The organism is Amycolatopsis sp. MJM2582, assembly GCF_000754115.1.
In the GTDB taxonomy this organism is placed as follows: domain Bacteria; phylum Actinomycetota; class Actinomycetes; order Mycobacteriales; family Pseudonocardiaceae; genus Amycolatopsis; species Amycolatopsis japonica.
Genome location: NZ_JPLW01000007.1, coordinates 109,375 through 127,314 on the forward strand (window position 1 = coordinate 109,375; position 17,940 = coordinate 127,314).

Consider the following 17,940-nt stretch of genomic DNA (forward strand, 5'->3'; position numbering starts at 1 on the left):
CCTCCGTTCCTCAAACGCGCCGCAGCACGCGTAACAGATATTCCTTGCGGTCCGACGGGTTGTGATCGGTCCTCGATCGTGACGGCGCCGGTCCCCGGACGGGCCGGTAGCCGTGGAACGACGTCTCCAGCGCGCCTTCCCCTCGGGTCGCCGAGGGCAGGAGCTGGTGTACCTCATGGGTTTTCGCCGCCGGGATCTCGCCTTCCAGCTCGGCCGTCCCGCCCTTCGTGAGCGTCGTCCGCGGGACGGCGCGAGCCCGCGCCAGCAGCGCGGTCACCGGGCCGAGTGTGTCGGCCGGGGTCTGGAGGGTGAACCGGTGCAGGGGTTCGTGCACGGTCGTCCCGGCCTCGCGCAGCGCGGCCATCAGCACCAACGGCGTCAGATCGCGGAAATCGCCCGCGGTGCTGGACATGCTCTTGTCGAACGTGCCGTGAGCGTGGCTTTGCCTGGCGTAGTAGCCGGAATGCGTCATCGTCACCGCACAGTCGCGCACCTCCCAGCCGTGGATGCCTTCGCGCAGCGTCTCCTTCACCGTGTCCTCCACGGCCTTGATGAAGGAGTACGGCATCGAGCCGAGTTCGACCTCCAGGCGGAATGAGATCCCGCTCCCGGGTTCGACGCGCAGCCCGACCGTGGCCAGAAAGGGATTCGACGCCGTGCCGATGAGTTCGGCGGCCGATCCGGTGCCGTCGACGCGTTCCACGCAGATCGTGGTCGTCTCGCTGAACGTGACGTCGATGCCGTACTCGTCCGCGAGCGTCGCCTGTATGACCTCCTTCTGCACTTCTCCGTACAGCGAAACGGAAGTCTCCTGGCGGACCTCGTCGTGCCGCAGGCCGATCAGCGGATCCTGTTCGGTCAGCCGGGTGAGCGCCTGGTGCAGCGGTCCGCGATCGGCCGGGCGCACCGGCGAGACGACGGTTTCCAGCGTCGGCGGCGAGAACCGCGCCTCCCGCATCCGCGGCCGGGCCCCGAGCACGTCTCCGATCCGGACGTCGAGTCCTGAGATCTTCGCGATCCGCCCGGCTTCGGCCGACGCGGACGGCACGGCCGAGCCGTTGTCGAAAACGCTGATCGCGGTGACCTTGCCTTCGCCGTCGCCGAGCGGGACCTTGTCGCGCACGGCGACGCTGCCGGAGAACAGCCGTACGTACGCGATCTTCTCGCCACCCGGCGCGCGCTCGACCTTGAAGACCGTCCCGGACAGCGGCGCGTGGACGTCGGCTTCCTTGGCGGGCAACAGGTTCTCGATGCCGTCGCGGAGCGCGTCGATCCCGGCGCCAGTGATCGCGGACCCGAAGTAGACCGGATGAGCGCGACCTTCGGCGACTTTCGCGGCGAGTTCGGCGCGGAGCCGCGACGGCGTGAACGCGTCCGGCTCGGTGAGGTATCCGGTGAGGAAGTCCTCGTCGAGCGTCGCCAGCAGATCGATCACCCGATCGGGGTCCATCGTGATCGCCGACGGCGTGAGTTTCTCGGTGATCTCACGGAATACGCGCTCCGGATCGGCGCCGCGGCGATCCAGTTTGTTCACGAACAGCAGCACCGGGATGCCCAGCCGCCGCAAGGTCCGCATGAGGACACGGGTCTGGGCTTGGACGCCTTCGACCGCCGACAGCACCAGCACCGCGCCGTCGAGCACGCCGAGCGCGCGTTCGACCTCGGCGATGAAATCGGGGTGGCCGGGGGTGTCGATCAGGTTGACGGTGACGTCGCCGAGGGCGAACGACACCACGGCCGCCTTGATGGTGATGCCGCGGGCGCGTTCGAGCGCCAGCGTGTCGGTCTGCGTGCTGCCGTCGTCGACGCTGCCCAGCTCGCCGATGATCCCGGCGGTGTGCAACAGACGCTCGGTCAGGCTCGTCTTCCCGGCGTCAACATGCGCCAGAATCCCCAGATTGAGGGTCTTCACGAGTGATCTCGTCCTCGAGGTAGGCGGGAATTACCTGATGGAAGGACGTGGTCACTCGCAAGACGATCATCTCCTAGGCCGGGAACCGATCTTCCCGACTACAACACCCCCGCCTCGGCCCCCGCAACCGAATAACGCAATTCGTCCTCTGAATGCGGTAGTTGCGTGTGCAAGTACCGCATCCAGAGGACGAAATGCGAGAGGGGTGGGTCAGGCCAGGTACTCCGCGGCGGCGCGGAGGCTGACGTAGGACCCGCTGAACGTGTCGATCCGCGGACCCTCGGTCTCCGGGCCCGGAACGCCGGTCTCGACCCGGATGTAGTCCACAGTGGACTCTCGCAGCCAGCTGAGGAACTCGCGGACCTCGGGGTGCCGGTGCGCCTCGCGCGTCACCACCACGAGGTCACGGGCGCCGTGGACGGCCTCGATCGCGGTCGCGATCCCGTCCGCGCCGACCTTGAGCGCCCGGGTGCCGGGCACGAGTTCGGTCAGATGCGAGCCGAGCCCCCACGGCATCGGCCCGGCCGCGATGATCGGCTCGGTCTCGATGTCGATCACCAGCGGCGGGCCGCCCAGCTTCGGCGAACCCTGGATCCGCAACGCCTTCCGCGCCGCCTCCAGGCCGAGGCGGTGATCCACCGGCGAGATCGGCGTCGACACCGGGGGAGTGCCGAGCGCGGCGACCCGCTCCGACGCCTCCACCAGCCGCTCCATCGGCAGCTCACCGGACTCGACGGCGGCCGCGATGACCGCCGCGATCCGGTTCAGCTCGTCCTCTTCGAACGACACCCCGCCGAGGCAGAGCGCGTCCGCGCCGGCGATCAGCGCCCGTACCGACGCCCGTCCGACGCCCTCGGTCTTGCCGAGTTCGCCCGCGACGGCGCCCATGTCCAGCGCGTCGGTGATGACCGCGCCGGTGAAGCCGAGCTCGCCGCGCAGCACGTCGGTGAGCGCCTTCGGGTTGAGCGTCGCGGGCAGTTCACCCCACGCGGGCACGACGAGGTGCCCGGTCATCACCGCGCGCACCCCGGCCGTGATCGCCGCCTTGAACGGGACCAGTTCGATCTCGTGCAGTTCCGCCTCGGTCCGGGGCAGCACCGGCAGCGCGTGGTGCGAATCGTCCGTCGCCGCCCCGTGCCCGGGGAAATGCTTGGCCGACGCCGCCACGCCGTACTTCTGCAGCCCGGTGATGAACGCCGCCACATGCGGCGACGCCTTCACCGGATCCGAACCGAACGCCCGGACCCCGATCGAGGGATCCTCCGCCGCCAGCGTGAGATCCGCGCACGGGGCGAAACTGATCGTCACCCCGCACGCGGCCAGCCGCTCGCCGAGTGCCGCCGCGACCGAGGCCGTCAGCTCGACGTCGTCCGCGGCGCCGAGTGCGAGTGGTCCCGGCACGAACGAGCCGGTGGCGACGTCGAGCCGCGTGACGTCACCGCCCTCCTCGTCGATGCCGACGAGCACGTCGGGCCGTTCCGCCCGCAGCTGCGCGCTCAGCGCGGCCACCTGCTCGTCGTCGACCACGTTGCGGCCGAACAGGATCGCGCCGCCGAGGCCGTCCGCCACCTTGCGGCGCAGCCAATCCGGCGCGGTGGTGCCGTCGAAGCCCGATACGAGAACGGACGCGGCGAGCTTTTCCGGTGAAGACAAGGATTACCCCTTCACTGCGCCTGCGGTCAGGTTGGACACGAGCTTGCGCTGGACGATGATGAAGAACACCAGCGCGGGCACGGCGTAGATGACCGACGCCGCCATGATGCCGCCCCAGTCCACGGAGAACGCCGTCCGGAACGACGACAGCCACACCGGCAGCGTCTGCTTGTTCTGGTCGCGCATGAACACGAACGCGAACAGGAACTCGTTCCACGCGGTGATGAAGCTGAACACCGAGGTGGTCACCAGGCCGGGCGCGAGCAGCGGCAGCGTCACCCGGCGGAAGGCACCCGCCCGGCTGCAACCGTCGATCATCGCGGCCTCTTCGAGGTCGTACGGGATGCCGTTGACGAAGCCGTAGAGCATCCAGCACGTGAAGGGCAGCGTCGCCGCGAAGTACACCAGCAGCAGCGAAGGCAGCTGGTTGAGCAGCCCGGCGTCGCGCATCAGCAGGTACATCGGGATCAGCAGCGCTTCGAACGGCGCCAGCTGGGCGACGAGCACCAGCAGCAGGAATCCCTTGCGCCCGCGGAAACGCATACGGGACAAGGGAACCGCGGCCAGCACACCCGCGACGAGCGAACACAGCACCGCGCCGAGCGTGACGATCAGGCTGTTGGTGAGGTACGTGGTGAAACCGGGTTTCGTCAGCGCCGAGACGAAGTTGTCGAACGTCACCGAAAGCGGGACGAGGTCGTAGTCCGGGGACAGGACCTGGCCCGGTGTCTTCAGCGAGGAGGTGAACATCCAGTACGTCGGGAAGACGAACAGCAGCGCCACCACCACGCCGAGCGTGCCGAGGCCGATCCGCTGGGTCAGGGACTTCCTCATGACAGGTCGGCCTCCTTCGTGCGCACCAGCAGCTGGACGTACCGGGCGGTGAGCAGGATCAGCACGAGCATCATCAGCAGGGCGGCGGTGGCCGCCAGGCCGAAGTGGTTGCCCGCGAGGCCCTTGAGGTACATGTAGACCGGCAGCGTCGTGCTGGCGCCGTCCGGCCCGCCTTGACGGATCGCCCACACCTGGGCGAACAACTTGAAGTCCCACAGCACCGACAGGAACGTGACCATGGTCAGGATCGGCCGGATCGCCGGCCAGCTGACCGCCCAGAACGCCTGCCAGGCGTTGGCGCCGTCGATACCCGCGGCCTCGTACTGCTCCTTCGGGACGCCCAGGAGCCCCGCGTAGAGCGTGAAGGCCACGAACGGCACCGCCTGCCAGACCACCAGGATCCCGATGACGGTGAGCGTGCTCGGGCCGGTGGAGAACCAGGAATGCCCGATGAAGCTCTCGAAACCGAGCTTCGCGAGCGTCTTGTTCAAGATGCCGTACTGCTGGTCGAAGATCCACTGGAACACCGTGGTCGTCGCGACCACCGGCGTCGCCCACGCGAGGATCAGCGCGACCTGCACGATCACCCGGACCACCGGGTTGAGATGCCGCATCAGCACCGCCATGAGCAGCGCGAGCAGCAGGGTGAGGATCACGACCGACGCGGTGAACACCAGCGTCCGGACGGTGATCTCCCAGAACTCCGAATCGGACAGGATCTCGGAGAAGTTCTCGAATCCGACCCAGACCATCTCCCCGGAGACCAGCTCACGGAGGTCGAGTTTGCGGAGACTGATCCCGATCAGCTGCATCGTCGGCCAGCCCAGCAGGACCAGGATCGCGACCAGAGCGGGAAGGATCAGCAGGTACGGCGCCGTCCGCTCGCCGAGGCGGAGGCGCCGATTGGATTTCGGGGGTTTGATGCGCGGCGATGCCGGCGGGGTGGCCCCCGCCGGCATCGTCACATCTTTCGTCGTGGTCATCCGCCGATGAGCTTGTCGAGCGCTGCGTTGGCGTCGGCGGTCGCCTGGTCGAGCGTCTTCGTTCCGGTCAGGTAGGCGGTCAGCATGTCCTTGATCGGGTTCTGACCGGACTCGACGTCACCCCACTTGGGGCTGGTCGGCACGGCACGGCCGTTCTTGGAAGCCTCGGCCATCACCTTGGTGAGCGGGTTCGCGTCGAGCGCGGACACGTCGGTCGAGGTACCGGGGACGTAACCGGCCTTGGCCAGCTCGGTCTGGTACTTCGGGGTGGAGAACAGCTTGACGTAGTCCTTCGCCGCGGCCGCGTTCTTGCTGTTGGCCGGGATGACCAGGTTCGAGCCGCCCAGGAAGACCGGGGCCGACTTGTCGGCGGTCTTGCCCGGGATCGCGAAGGCGCCCGACTTCTCCTTGATCTTCGGGTCGGTCTTCGCCGCGGTGTCGACCTCACCCGGGACACCGATCATCATCGCGACCTTGCCGGCGCCGTAGATGCCCGCCTGCTGCGGCGTGGCCTCGTCGGCGTCCTTCGGGGCCTTGGTGCCCGAAGCGTCGGTGAGCTGCTTGTAGAACTCCAGCCCGGCCTTCGCCTGCGGGGTGTCCAGGGTCGACTTGAAGGACTTGCCGTTGGCCTGGGCGATGTCGCCGCCCTCGTCCCAGATGTAGGACAGCAGCTCGTACCAGTTCTGGCCGGGGTGGTAGAGGGCCTGGAACTCGGGGTCGCTGCCGAACTTCGCCTTGAGCTTGGTGATCGCGTCGAGCCACTCCGTGCGCGTCTTCGGCGTCGCGGTGATGCCCGCCTGCTCGAACATGTCCTTGCGGTAGATGACCTCACGGTTCGCCGCGTAGAACGGGACGCCGTAGGTCTTGCCGTCGAACTCGCCAGAAGCCTTGAGGCCCTGCAGCCACTGCGCGCCGTTGAAGTCGTTCACGCTGGAGGTGAGGTCGGCGAGCACGCCCTGGTTCGCGAACGCGGGGGTCTGGGTGTTGCCCAGCTCGATCACGTCCGGCGGGTTGTCACTCGCCAGCGCGGTGGTCAGCTTCTGCTGGATGCCGTTCCACTGCTGGATCTCGTACTTGACCTTGACGCCGGGGTGCGCGTCTTCGAATTCCTTGTGGAGCGAGTTCGTCAGTGCTTCGGGGGCGGTCCCCGTCATGAGCCAGACCGTGAGCGAGCCGTTCGAGGCCGCAGCGCTCGAATTCGTGCTGTCGCCACTGCCGGAACCGGCGCAGCCCGCCGTCGCGAGGGTGATGGCGGCGGCGCCCGCAGCCATCTTGAGCCAGCGCTTCACTCGTGCCGTCCTTTCGATGCCCGGCCACCATGCCGAGCTCCCACAAAATGGTGTAGACCAATGCGGGCAGCGTGGTACGTACCACTCCGACTGTCAAGCGGGTGGCCGGTTCGTTGTAAACGAGCCGCAATCTTTCACCTTGAGTGAGCGTTCGATCACGCTGATGATCAGTTTTCGGCGTGCTCGTCAGCGCCTCGCGAGGCGGGCTGACATGCGGTTTTTCTTTGTCCGTCCCGGTGATCGGGGCATTCGGCGGGTGATCTTTGCGCCGTTCGGTGTAAGGGTGGCGCGCGTTCGCCTAGAGGTCGTCCTCGGTGTCTTGGGGAGGCTTGATCCCGAGCACCGCGCGCGTCTGATCCTGGAGGAACCACGCCAGCGTCGCGCAGACGATCAGCAGGATCAGCGGGAGGACCGGGCCGCCGTTGGCGAGGATGAACAGCTCCGTGGCGCTCGCGCCCACCATGACCCCGGCCAGCAGCAGTGCCGACGGGCCGCCGAAGCGGGGGAACAGCAGGCCGATCGCGCCGGCGACCTCGACCACACCGGTGACGTACCGCAGCCACTGCCCGAGTCCGATCTCGGCGAAGACCTGTTCGGTGTGGCCACCGGAGAACAGCAGGTAGCCGCTGTAGAGGAACTCGGCGGCGAGCGCCACGCGCACGACCCACAGCACGATCGAGCCGATGGGCAGGCTTCGTCCGGACATGCCGGGGATCCTTCTCCTGGTGAGGGAGGCTGGCAAGGCGTGAAGTCGGTCCAGTGGGTCGTGAGTGGCGATTCGGGTCAGAACCAACCGTCTCCTGAGTACCTACTGGCGGTCTTGTGTGACTGGATGGACGGCACACGTGATCAGACGGACGACACACGTGTCTGGACGGACGACTCACGGCGAAAGCTTCGCCGCGAGCGTGTCGTCCATCTGATCACGTGTGTCGTCCGTCGGATCACACGTGCCGTCCGCCCAATCACGCCGAGGCGGCACGTCAGTTCTGGTCGCCGAGGAGTATCTGTTCGAGCAGCAGGTCGACGTCGCGGGCGGACTCGGCTTCGCCTATCCGGTGGAACGTTTCGGCGGCACGGAGCGCGCGGCGGGCGGCCTCGCGGACGCGGCCGGCGGCGCTGAGCACGTGGGCGGCGACGTGGTCGAGCTGCGCGACGAGATGTTCCCTCGCGGGCGCGGTTTCGGTTTCCACCGCGTGCACGGCGGTTTCCGCGGCGTCGAGCGCGCTCAGTGCCGCGTCGACGTCGCCGGACCGCAGCCGGGAAAGCGTCGCCGCGTTACGGCAAGTGGCGGCCACGTAGCCGCCGCCGATCGCCAAGGCCGCGTCGGCGGCCCGCGCGTAGAAATCCGCGGCGTTCGCGCCGTAGCCGAGCAGATCGAGCTGTTCGGCGGCGGCCATGCTCACCGAGATGTACGAATGCCCGGTGTCGCCCGAGTCGTGGAGGATTTCGGCGAGGACGGCGTATTCGTCGAAGGCACGCGAAGATTCGCCGAGCGCGCGGTAGCTGTCGGCGTACATCCACCGGCAGCGGTGGCCCCAGTCCGGTGACGTGGCGAGCAGGGTGATGGTGCGGGGCGCGACGTCGAGCACCTCGTCATAGCGGCCGGCGCCGTGCAACGCGGTGACGAGGACGTACCAATGTTCCGCGGTGTCCTTGCCTTTCGACGCGGAGACACCGAGAGACGCGTAGGCGTCGTCGACGGCTTCGGCGAACCTGCCGGTGCCGATCAGCGACAGCGCCCGAAGGTGGCGGAGATGCCCGCGCAACCGTTCCGGACCGCCTACGGGCAGCGTCGCCAGCAGATGCTCCACGAAGACGTCCAGTTCGTCGAGCGATCCCGTGCGCTCGTAAGCGATCCGGACCTGTTCGACCGCTTCGACCGCCTTCTCGCCGACGTTCCCGACGATGAAGGCGTCCGTCGCCGACCGCGCGAGTTCCAGTGTGGTCACCGGATCCTCGCCGTCGCCGTTCCGCAACGACGCTTCGAGACACAGAAGTGTCCCGAGGAGCAAGGGATCACCCGCCTCACCGGCTCGCTCGGCACCCCGTCGCAAGGCCTCGTACGCCTCGGCAGTACGGCCCTGCCCGGAAAGCACGTGCGCCAGCCAGTATTCGCCCCAGCAGGCCGCGCGTTCGTCCGTCCCGGCGCGCAAGCGGGCCGCGGCCACCGTCGTCAGCGCGACCCCGGTCTCGACCTGATCGTCGAAGACGAGCCACAGGCCGAGCCAGCATTGGTTGAGCAGGAAGCGGATTTCGTCGCCCTGGCCCCGGAATCCGGCGGCCGCGTGACGCAGCCGTTCCTCGGTGTCCTCGCCCTGGAAGAAGATCGCGCGCAGCTCGCTCAGCCGCGGTGCGAGCTCGTCCGGGACATCGTCGATCGCTTCGAGGCAGGCTCGCGCCTCCTCCGGTTCGCACCGGTGATTGTGGATCTCCGCCCGGACGATGAGTTCCTCGGCGGACAGCCCCGGCGGCGGCAGGATCGGGACCCGGGGGAGCGCCGACGGCAGGAGCGGGACGAAGTCCGCCACCGGTTTCGCGGCCATCTTCCGTTCGGCGTAGACGGTGAAGTATCCGGAGTGCTCGCGTCCGTCGAGTTCCTCGGCTTCGACGAGGGCCGCCGCCCGCATCCGCTCGTGCAGCCTGCTCAGGGAGACGCCGTCGTACGGACCGTTGAGAACGAACGGGATCTCGCCGTATCCGGTTTCCGTCAACCGGCGGGTGAGCAGCGCCGCCGAGGCGAAGAACTCGAGCCTGCCGACGGCGTCCGAATGGTCGCCGACACCGTCCAAAAGCGACAGAAGATCGAGACCGGTGTGCTCGTTGCCGGTGAGGGCGCAGAATTCCAGCCGCGACGCGTGATCGCCGTACCGGATCGGATCGCCGGACGAAGCCCGGCTCACCCAGCGATAGGTCGACGCGGCCTCGGCGTATTTGCCGGCGGCGGCCAGTGGTACCAGGGTCCGGCAGAGCCGGGTGATCTCGGCGCCGGCGGAATCGTTCTCGCCCGCGCGGAGTGGTTCCGCTTCCATGGTCCTGCCCCCAGAACAATGACGTAGACGCCGGATCTTAACTCCCGGCGCCGCGTCATGAACCCGCTTTCGGGTGGTTCAGGGGAGACGTAAGGCGGCGATCTGGGTCGCTTGTCCGATCAGCCGGTTCTTCTCGTCCCAAAGCTCCGCGACCTCGTCCATCCGGTCGCCGCCGAGTTCGCCCGCGCGCATCCGCACCCGCACCGGACCCGGCGCCGGGAGCCCGCGCAGGTACGCGGTGAACTGGATGGTCGGCGCCCAGCCCGCGATGCCCAGGTCGTAGGAGATCGGCGGCACCGGATCGAGCGCGACGAGCAGGCTCACCGGGTCCCAGTCGATGCCGTCGGCGAGCCGCAGCCAGGACGAGATGACGCCCTTCCGGGACGGCTGTCCCACCGCGAAACCGGCCGCCGCCGGGTCGAGACGCTGCTCGACGACGTCCATCAGGCCGATGCGGAATCCGCCACCACCGTCGGCGGGCACGGGCAGGCAGTCCTGCTCCGGCGGGAGCTCGACCGGGTCCACTCCGGACCACCACGCGTCGCCGTCGGTCAGGACGCCTTGGGTGATCAGCGCCTCCGTGCAGGGCGCGCCGCCCTGGCTCAGCCGCGCGCGCAGCTGGGTGAGGCCGCGGCCCTCGCGCAGCACCTCGACCTCGACGACCGCGGGGCCGGGCTCGGGCGCCACCGAGAACGAGCCGCTGATCGCGGTCAGATGCGGATGCGAGGAGACCTCGGCGGCCGCCCTGGCGAGTACGGCGAGGAGATAGCCGCCGTGCAGCTTCGTCCCGATCGTCCACTGTGGATCGAGCTCGATGTCGAAGACCGGGTCGTCGCCTCGGCGACCCAGCGCGGTCGCGGTCCGGAAATGCGCCATGCCTCAAGCTGACACCGTCAAGTTGACGGTGTCAAGTCAATGCTGGCAGCATCACGGCATGGGCGCGAAGCGGACGAAGGCGCGGCCGGGTGAAGGGGACAAGCTGCGCGGCGAGATCTTGTCGGCCGCCGACGCCCTGCTCGGCGAGGCGGGTACCGACGAGGCGCTGACGCTGCGAGCCGTCGCGCGCCGCACCGGCGTCTCCACGCCGTCGGTCTACGCGCACTTCCCCAGCCGGGACGCGTTGCTGGAGGCGGTCTGCCTTCGGGTGTGGGGCGAGCTCGCGCGCCGTATGCGCGAGCACGCCGTCGAGGTCGCCGATCCGATGCGCGCGCTCAGCCGTCGCGCACGGGTGTACGCCCGGTTCGCCCTCGACCATCCGGTGCAGTACCGCGTGCTCCTGATGCGGCCCTCCGGCGGCTCGTCGCCCGGCGCGGTCGCCTGTTTCCGGTACCTCGCCGACGCGACCGCCGCCTGCGTACGGGCCGGGATCCTGCGCGGCGAACCGGAGGTCCTCGCGATGGGCCTCTGGTCGGCGATGCACGGTTGCGTGAGCCTGCTGATCGCCCAGCCGGGGTTCGACTGGCCGGATGAGCCGGAAGCGCTGATCGACACCGTCATCCGGATGGCCGGGCTCGGCACGGCGCTCGCCTGCCGCGTCCCGAGGGACGCCATTCCGCCGAGTGCCGTACTGGCGGACGACCTCGACGGACTGGTGGCGGGCTGGGAGGTGGCCGCCGACCGGACTGGTTAGGCTCAGCGCATGCCCGAGACCCCGACAGCCGCCGATCGGCTCCAGGTGCTCGAAGCCATCACCGACACGGCGCTGGGGCACCTAGGCCAGGACAAGGTGATGGCCACGATCCTCGCGCGCGTGCGCGAGGTTCTCGGCGTCGACACCGCCACGGTGCTGCGGCACGACCCCTCGGCCCAGCAACTGCTGGCGATCGCCGCTTCCGGGATCGAGGAAGAGGTCTACCAGGACGTCCGGGTGCCCGTCGGCGCTGGCTTCGCGGGCCGGGTGGCCGCGCAACGCCGTCCGGTGATCATCGACCACGTCGACGAGACCACGGTGGTGAACGCGCTCCTGTGGGAACGGGGGCTGCGCACGCTGCTCGGCGTGCCGATGCTCGCGGGCGACGAGCTGATCGGCGTCCTGCACGTCGGGTCGGTGACGCCGAGGGAGTTCTCCGAGACCGACATCGACCTGCTGCAGCTGGTGGCCGCGCGGCTCGCGCTGGCGGCGCAGATCGAACTCTCGTCGACCGATCGCGCGGCCGCCGCCGCGCTGCAGCGCAGCCTGGTGCCCGCGCGGTTGCCCGCCGTGCCGGGCATCCAGTTCTCCGCGCGATACGTCCCGGGTACCGAACCCGGGGTCGGCGGCGACTGGTACGACCTGTTCTCACTGCCGGGCGACCGGCTCGGCATCGTGATGGGCGACGTCGCCGGGCACGGCCTCAACGCCGCCGTGATCATGGGGCGGTTGCGCAGCGCGCTGCGCGCCTACGCGCTCGAATCGGACGACCCGGCGGAAGTACTGTCCAAACTGGACCGGAAGGTGCAGCATTTCGAGCCGGGTTCGCTGGCCACCGTCGTGTACGGACTGGTGACGGCTTCGCGCGACAGCATGGCGATCTCACTGGCCGGGCATCTGCCACCGATACTCGCGACGCCCGGCGGTCCGTCGGTGTTCGTCGACGCGCCGGTCGATCCGCCCATCGGGGTGACCGGGCCGCGGCGCCGGAGAACCGTCGTCGAACTGCCGCCCGGCGCCGTGCTCGCCTTCTACACCGACGGTCTCGTCGAGCGCCGGGACCAGCTGATCGACGTCGGCCTGCAGCGGCTCGCGGGCGTGGTCTCCGCGGACCAGCCCGGCGTGGTCTGCGCACGCGTGATGGCCGCGCTCGTCGGCAACACCCCGGCTCAGGACGACATCGCCCTCCTCGTCGCCCGTTGCGAACCGAACTGAGTCACCGGACCGGGTGATTCGCGCGGACGTTCACGGCCGCGAGTTCGACGGTCTTGCTGATTCGCCGCTCCCGGGTCTCCGGCTTCTTCGCCGTGAGGATCCATTCCAGGATCAGCCGCTTCGACGACGGCGGGAACTTCTCGAAATGGGTGCGGGCGGCCTCGTCGGCGTCGAGCCGGGCGCGCAGGTCCTCCGGGACACCGTCGCCGTCCGGCACGACCTGCCAGCGGCCCTTCGCTTTGGCGAGGTCGATCATCGCCTGACCGCGTTCGGTCATCTGTCCTTCGGCGATGAGGCGGGCGGCCCGCTCGCGGTTGACCCGGCTCCACGTGCTCCGGGGATTGCGCGGGGTGAACCGCAGCCGCGAGCTGGTGGCGTCGTTCTTGCGGTGCAGCCCGTCGATCCAGCCGAAGCACAGGGCCTGCTCCATCGCCTCTTCGATCCGGACGCTGGGGACGCCGCTGTCCTTGTGCCGGATGACCAGCCAGACCTCCTTTTCGGTTCCGGCGTGCTCGGCCAGCCAGGCGCGCCACTCGGCGGGGGAGGCGGCGCTGAAGATGGTCTCGTCCATGGCCGGGTTCCTTTCGTCGTAACGTCTACGACCATCATCGGAAGCAAAGTGCTCATCGAGTGAGCACTTTTCGAAGGGAGGTGGCCCCGGATGGAAATCTGGGTGAACCCGGCGTGTTCCAAATGCCGGACCGCGGTGTCGATGCTGGACGAGGCTGGGGCCGAGTACACCGTGCGGAAGTACCTCGAGGAGCCGCCGACGGCGAAGGAACTGAAGGCCGTCCTCAAGCGGCTGGGGCTCGAGCCGTGGGACATCACCCGCACCGCCGAGCCGATCGCGAAGGAACTCGAACTCAAGACCTGGGGTCGCACCCCCGCCGACCGTGAACGGTGGATCGAGGCGCTGGCCACGCATCCGAAGCTGATCCAGCGGCCGATCATCACCGCCGACGACGGCACGACCGTGGTCGGGCGGACCCCGGAGGCCGTTCAGTCGGTACTTCCGGACTGACCGCCTCGCCCCTTGGACGTCCAAAAAGGACACTGTTGGGGATCAAGGGTCCGATTTGGGGTCTTTGTGCAGTGTTGGCCGGGGGGGTCGTGAGTGGTAATGGTCGTTCTAACCCCTCTTTACCACTCACGACTCCCTGTGAAACCGGACTTACCCGCATAAAGCGGGCGCGCGCTGCGCGGAAAGTGACCACTGTGGACACCAAAGTCCTCAGGTGGCACAACGCGCCACCTTTGACTTGCTTCTCGCTGGAACCTTCCTCGTCGCCGAGGCCTGAACCCCCTCAGGTTGTCCAAAAAGGACACTTCTTGTGGTCGAGGGGTCCGATTTGGGTGCTTTTGTGCAGTATTGGCCGGGGGTCGTGAGTGGCAATGGTCGTTCTAACCCTCTTTACCACTCACGACTCCCCGTGAAACCGGACTTACCGGCATGAAGCGGGCGCGTGCTGCGCGGAAAGTGACCACTGTGGACACCAACGTCCTCAGGCGGCACGATGCGCCACCTTTGACTTGCTTCTCAGCGGAACCGTCCTCGCCGCCGATGCCTGACACCTTCCTCGGACTGTCCAAAGAGACACTCTTTGAGGTCAGCGCGCCCGATTTGGGTGCTTTGCGCGGTATTGGCCGGGGGTCGTGAGTGGTAATGGTCGTTCTAACCCTCTTTGCCACTCACGACTCCCCGCTGCCCGAAAGTGACCACTGTGGACACTTACCCCTCACCGGAACCGTCATCGCGCGATGGCTTCCCGCAACAGGCGGGCCGCGGTGCCCACGGAGCCGTCCGCGAGGTTGCCGTAGCCGAGGACCAGCCCGGGTTCGCCGGGCGCCACGCGGTAGTCGTCGAGATCGGCCACGCGCAAGCCTTTGGCCGCCGCCCGTTCCACCACCGCGGAGGCGGATCCGCCGGGGAGTTCCAGTACGAGGTGCAGGCCGGCGGCGACGCCGGACAGACGCGCCGGGCCGAGCGCGTCGACCAGGGCGTCGCGCCGGGCGCGGTAGCGGCGCCGGGCCGCGCGCAGATGCCGGTCGTACGAGCCGCGTTCGAGGAAGGCCGCGAACGCCAGCTGGTCCAGTGCCGGCGGAGTGGGCGAGAGCTCGACCCGATCCGTCCACTGTGGAGGGACGGCGTACCAGCCGAGGCCGAGCGCGGGACTGAGGGTCTTGCTGACCGAACCGAGCAGCGCGACCCTCGCCGGATCCATGCCCTGCACCGTCCCGACCGGACGCCGGTCGTAGCGGAACTCGGCGTCGTAATCGTCTTCGATGATCAGGCCGTCGGCTTCGTGCGCCCAGGCCAGCAGTCCGGCGCGGCGGGCGGGTGACAAGACGGTGCCGGTGGGGAATTGGTGCGCCGGGGTCACGAGAACGGCCCGGACGCCGGGAGGGATCTCCTCGACGCGGAGCCCGTCTTCGTCGACCGGGACGCCGACGACGTCGAGCCCGGCGTGGGTCGCGACGCGGCGCAGGGTGTGCCAGCCGGGGTCTTCGGCCGCGACGCGGGTGATCCCGGCCGCGAGCAGCGCCCGGCACAGGCGGCCGAACGCGTCGGTGACGCCGGACGCGATCCGCACGTCGTCGACGACCGCACCCCGGCAGCGGCGGAGGTGGTCGGCGAGTACGGCGCGGAGCCGCGGATGCCCGCCGGGGACGGGATAGCCGAACTCGCCGTGGGGCGCGTTCACGAGTACCTCGCGGACCGCCTCCGCCCAGCGCGTCCGAGGGAAGTGCCGTAGATCGGGCAGGCCGGGCGCGAGGTCGATCTCGGGCGGCGACACCTTGCGTACGGCGGGTTTCGCGGGCTCGGCGCCCGACGCGGACCAGCGCACGACGGTGCCCGATCCGGTGCGCGCGGCGAGGTAGCCCTCCGCGATCAGTTGCTCGTACGCCTGCGTGATCACCCAGCGGGAGCAACCCAGATCCGCGGCGAGGGTGCGGCTGGGCGGCAGCGCGGCGCCGGAGCCGAGCGTGCCGTCGCGGATCACGGTGCGCAGGGCCCTGGTGAGCCGTTCGTGCCTGGGGCCCGGCCCGGAGAGGTCGAGAAGCACGTCCCAAGCCAGATTGGTCCGGGATCCGGTCATGTGAACGGACTGTAGTACCGGACCGATCGCGCATAAGGTCCAGACCATGGAAAAGGTGGAACTCGGCCGGACCGGCCGGAAGGTCAGCCAGGTCTCGCTCGGGTGCATGACGATGGGCACCGCCACCGACGAGCGGACCTCGGCGCGGATCCTGGACGCGTACCTCGACGACGGCGGCGACTTCCTCGACACCGCGAACTGCTACTCGTGGTGGGTGCCCGGCGCGACGGGCGGGGAGAGCGAGGAACTGCTCGGGAAGCTGCTGAAAGGCAGGCGGGACAAGGTCTTCCTCGCGACGAAGGTGTCGGCCGCGGTCGCCGACGCCGACAGCGCGCGCAAGGGGTACCACGACGACGGCACCGCGGACTGGGACTACATCGGACGGCATTTCGAGGGCGCGGGCGGCGACGTGATCCGGCGCGGCGTCGACGAAAGCCTGCGGCGGCTCGGCACCGACCACATCGACCTGTACTACGTCCACGTCGACGACCGGGCGACCCCGCTGGAGGAGACGCTGGCCGCGCTCGACGAGATCGTCCGCGCGGGGAAGGTGCGGCAGATCGGCTGGAGCAACGTCCGCACCTGGCGGCTGGAACGGATCCGCGCGCTCGCGGAGCGGCACGGCTGGGCCTCGCCGGTGGCCGTCCAGTTGCAGCATTCGTACCTGCGGCCGGTGGCCGATTCGGCGTCGCTGGCCACCGGGGACATGCTCGACTTCCTGCGGGACAACGAAGACATCGCGCTCGCCGCGTACTCGTCGATCCTGCGCGGGATCTACGACGACTCCGCGCGGCGGCTGGCGCATCCCGTCTGGCAGACCTACGCCGGCGCGGACGGCGAGGCACGGATGGCCGCCGTCGAGACCGTGGCGCGGGAGGTGGGGGCGACCGGGAACCAGGTCGCGCTGGCGTGGCTGCTGCGCCAGACGTCGCCGCGGGTGCTGCCGCTGATCGGGCCGCGGACCTGGGAACACTACGAGGCGATCCGGCCGGCCTTCACGCTGGAGCTGAGCGCGGAGGCCATGGCGGTACTGGACGGCGCCGGCGCCTGAGGCCCGGTCCGTGAAGGCCTCCTTCCCTACTTTCAGGGTAGGGAAGGAGGCCTTCACGGACTTTCGGAAGCTCAGGAAAGCTTGCGGAAGAACGCCCGGATGTCCCCCACCAAAAGGTCCGGCGCGTCCTGCGTCGCCCAGTGGCTGCCGCGGTCGAATTCCTGCCACGAAACGATGTTCGCGTGGTCCCGCTCGGCGAAACGCCGCAGCGGCCGGAAGTCGTAGGCGAAACTGGCCAGCCCGGTCGGCGCGGTCGTCGGCTCGGCCGGGTGCTCGCTGTGCTTGTCCTCGTAGTAGAACCGCGCCGCCGAAGCCGCGGTGTTGGTGAGCCAGTACAGCGTGGCGTTGGTGAGCACGTGGTCGTCGCTCGTGGCCGACAGCAGCTGCGCGCTCCAAGCCAGCTGCCCGGTCGGCGAGTCGGCCAACGCGTGCGCGAGGTTCTGCGGCGCGCTCTCCTGGAGTTTCGCGTAGCCGGACATGTCGTCGTTGAAGGACTGGAGGAACTGCAGGTACTCCAGTTCCTTCTCGGTCATGCCCTCGAACTCCGCCGGGTCGCCGCTGGGGAACGAGAACAGCTGCGTCACGTGCACACCGAGCACGTGCTCGGCGTCGATCCGGCCGACCTCGGGGGCGACGAACGAACCGGCGTCGTTGCCGTGCGTGCCGTAGCGCTCGTAGCCGAGGCGGCGCATCAGCTCGGCCCACGCCTGAGCCGTGCGGTACCGGTTCCAGCCCTTCTCGCGCGTCGGGCCGGAGAAACCGAACCCGGGCAGCGACGGGATCACCACGTGGAACGCGTCCGCCGCGTCGCCCCCGTGAGAACGCGGGTCCGTCAGCTGGTCGATCAGGTCGAGGTACTCGAAGACCGAGTTCGGCCAGCCGTGCGTGAGGATCAGCGGCGTCGCGTCCGGCTCCGGCGAGCGGACGTGCAGGAAGTGGATGTTCTGCCCGTCGATCTCCGTGGTGAACTGCGGGTACTCGTTGAGCTTCGCCTCCCACTTCCGCCAGTCGTAGCCCTCGCGCCAGTACGAGACCAGCCGTCGCACGTACTCCAGCGGCACGCCGTACTCCCAGCCCGGCGTGACCGGTCCGCGCTGCACCCCGTCGGTCACCTGGTCGGCGGGCAGTTCGTTCGCCCAGCGGACGCGGGCCAGCCGGTCGGCGAGGTCGTCCAGTTCGGCCTGCGGGACCTCGACGCGGAAGGGCTTGATCTCGGTGTTTTCGCTCATGAGACCAAGGTAGA

Annotated in this window: 15 protein-coding genes; 4 read left to right on the forward strand and 11 right to left on the reverse strand. The window is 69.0% G+C overall.

Going from position 1 to position 17,940, the window contains the following annotated elements; genetic code table 11:
- Positions 1 to 10 precede the first annotated feature (10 nt).
- The 8 genes from ED92_RS35230 to ED92_RS35265 form a co-directional block, all read right to left on the reverse strand.
- Positions 11 to 1,912, reverse strand: coding sequence for a translation factor GTPase family protein (locus tag ED92_RS35230; protein WP_037346117.1), 1,902 nt, complete (start codon positions 1,910 to 1,912; stop codon positions 11 to 13).
- A gap of 210 nt (positions 1,913 to 2,122) precedes the next feature.
- On the reverse strand, positions 2,123 to 3,565 hold the full coding sequence (locus tag ED92_RS35235; protein WP_037346120.1) for a glycoside hydrolase family 3 protein: 1,443 nt from the start codon (positions 3,563 to 3,565) through the stop codon (positions 2,123 to 2,125).
- Between the two features lie 3 nt (positions 3,566 to 3,568).
- Positions 3,569 to 4,399 carry a carbohydrate ABC transporter permease gene (locus ED92_RS35240; protein ID WP_037346122.1) on the reverse strand — a complete coding sequence of 277 codons (831 nt, stop codon included), beginning with the start codon at positions 4,397 to 4,399 and terminating at the stop codon, positions 3,569 to 3,571.
- Entirely contained in the window at positions 4,396 to 5,382 is a 987-nt protein-coding gene (locus ED92_RS35245; protein ID WP_037346123.1) for a carbohydrate ABC transporter permease, read from the reverse strand. The genes ED92_RS35240 and ED92_RS35245 overlap by 4 nt, the downstream gene beginning before the upstream one ends.
- A complete protein-coding gene (locus tag ED92_RS35250) occupies positions 5,379 to 6,671 on the reverse strand; it encodes an extracellular solute-binding protein (RefSeq protein WP_037346124.1) in 1,293 nt (430 codons plus the stop codon). The genes ED92_RS35245 and ED92_RS35250 overlap by 4 nt, the downstream gene beginning before the upstream one ends.
- Positions 6,672 to 6,969: 298 nt before the next feature.
- Positions 6,970 to 7,377 carry a DoxX family protein gene (locus tag ED92_RS35255; protein WP_037346125.1) on the reverse strand — a complete coding sequence of 136 codons (408 nt, stop codon included), beginning with the start codon at positions 7,375 to 7,377 and terminating at the stop codon, positions 6,970 to 6,972.
- 277 nt (positions 7,378 to 7,654) lie between these two features.
- Complete coding sequence (locus ED92_RS35260) at positions 7,655 to 9,703, reverse strand: hypothetical protein (RefSeq protein ID WP_037346126.1); 2,049 nt, start codon at positions 9,701 to 9,703, stop codon at positions 7,655 to 7,657.
- Between the two features lie 78 nt (positions 9,704 to 9,781).
- The gene (locus ED92_RS35265; protein WP_037346127.1) at positions 9,782 to 10,579 is read right to left on the reverse strand and encodes a thioesterase family protein; all 798 of its coding nucleotides are present in this window, start codon (positions 10,577 to 10,579) and stop codon (positions 9,782 to 9,784) included.
- Between the two features lie 58 nt (positions 10,580 to 10,637).
- Between ED92_RS35265 and ED92_RS35270 the strand changes: the two genes are divergently transcribed.
- Positions 10,638 to 11,333, forward strand: coding sequence for a TetR/AcrR family transcriptional regulator (locus ED92_RS35270; RefSeq protein ID WP_037346128.1), 696 nt, complete (start codon positions 10,638 to 10,640; stop codon positions 11,331 to 11,333).
- Between the two features lie 9 nt (positions 11,334 to 11,342).
- Positions 11,343 to 12,548, forward strand: coding sequence for a PP2C family protein-serine/threonine phosphatase (locus ED92_RS35275; RefSeq protein WP_037346129.1), 1,206 nt, complete (start codon positions 11,343 to 11,345; stop codon positions 12,546 to 12,548).
- 1 nt (position 12,549) lies between these two features.
- On the opposite strand, the gene ED92_RS35280 is transcribed toward ED92_RS35275, so the two are convergent.
- The gene (locus ED92_RS35280) at positions 12,550 to 13,119 is read right to left on the reverse strand and encodes a YdeI family protein (RefSeq protein ID WP_037346131.1); all 570 of its coding nucleotides are present in this window, start codon (positions 13,117 to 13,119) and stop codon (positions 12,550 to 12,552) included.
- 90 nt (positions 13,120 to 13,209) lie between these two features.
- On the opposite strand from ED92_RS35280, the gene ED92_RS35285 reads away from it, so the two are divergent.
- On the forward strand, positions 13,210 to 13,569 hold the full coding sequence (locus ED92_RS35285) for an arsenate reductase family protein (RefSeq protein ID WP_037346133.1): 360 nt from the start codon (positions 13,210 to 13,212) through the stop codon (positions 13,567 to 13,569).
- A 727-nt stretch (positions 13,570 to 14,296) separates the two neighbouring features.
- Here the strand turns inward: ED92_RS35285 and ED92_RS35290 are convergent.
- Complete coding sequence (locus tag ED92_RS35290) at positions 14,297 to 15,646, reverse strand: PLP-dependent aminotransferase family protein (RefSeq protein ID WP_152611091.1); 1,350 nt, start codon at positions 15,644 to 15,646, stop codon at positions 14,297 to 14,299.
- Between the two features lie 46 nt (positions 15,647 to 15,692).
- Here ED92_RS35290 and ED92_RS35295 point away from each other — a divergent pair, with 46 nt between their 5' ends.
- Positions 15,693 to 16,697, forward strand: a complete 1,005-nt coding sequence (locus ED92_RS35295; protein ID WP_037346135.1) for an aldo/keto reductase — start codon at positions 15,693 to 15,695, stop codon at positions 16,695 to 16,697.
- Positions 16,698 to 16,768: 71 nt separating this feature from the next.
- On the opposite strand, the gene ED92_RS35300 is transcribed toward ED92_RS35295, so the two are convergent.
- Positions 16,769 to 17,926, reverse strand: coding sequence for an epoxide hydrolase family protein (locus tag ED92_RS35300; protein WP_037346136.1), 1,158 nt, complete (start codon positions 17,924 to 17,926; stop codon positions 16,769 to 16,771).
- Between the last annotated feature and the right edge of the window lie 14 nt (positions 17,927 to 17,940).

Excerpts from the sequence above, each read along its gene's own strand:
- ED92_RS35295 (WP_037346135.1), top strand. The coding sequence starts at position 15,693 with ATGGAAAAGGTGGAACTCGGCCGGACCGGCCGGAAGGTCAGCCAGGTC.
- ED92_RS35270 (WP_037346128.1), top strand. The coding sequence starts at position 10,638 with ATGGGCGCGAAGCGGACGAAGGCGCGGCCGGGTGAAGGGGACAAGCTG.
- ED92_RS35245 (WP_037346123.1), bottom strand. The coding sequence starts at position 5,382 with ATGACCACGACGAAAGATGTGACGATGCCGGCGGGGGCCACCCCGCCG.
- ED92_RS35260 (WP_037346126.1), bottom strand. The coding sequence starts at position 9,703 with ATGGAAGCGGAACCACTCCGCGCGGGCGAGAACGATTCCGCCGGCGCC.
- ED92_RS35285 (WP_037346133.1), top strand. The coding sequence starts at position 13,210 with ATGGAAATCTGGGTGAACCCGGCGTGTTCCAAATGCCGGACCGCGGTG.
- ED92_RS35300 (WP_037346136.1), bottom strand. The coding sequence starts at position 17,926 with ATGAGCGAAAACACCGAGATCAAGCCCTTCCGCGTCGAGGTCCCGCAG.
- ED92_RS35240 (WP_037346122.1), bottom strand. The coding sequence starts at position 4,399 with ATGAGGAAGTCCCTGACCCAGCGGATCGGCCTCGGCACGCTCGGCGTG.
- ED92_RS35290 (WP_152611091.1), bottom strand. The coding sequence starts at position 15,646 with ATGACCGGATCCCGGACCAATCTGGCTTGGGACGTGCTTCTCGACCTC.
- ED92_RS35255 (WP_037346125.1), bottom strand. The coding sequence starts at position 7,377 with ATGTCCGGACGAAGCCTGCCCATCGGCTCGATCGTGCTGTGGGTCGTG.
- ED92_RS35265 (WP_037346127.1), bottom strand. The coding sequence starts at position 10,579 with ATGGCGCATTTCCGGACCGCGACCGCGCTGGGTCGCCGAGGCGACGAC.
- ED92_RS35280 (WP_037346131.1), bottom strand. The coding sequence starts at position 13,119 with ATGGACGAGACCATCTTCAGCGCCGCCTCCCCCGCCGAGTGGCGCGCC.
- ED92_RS35275 (WP_037346129.1), top strand. The coding sequence starts at position 11,343 with ATGCCCGAGACCCCGACAGCCGCCGATCGGCTCCAGGTGCTCGAAGCC.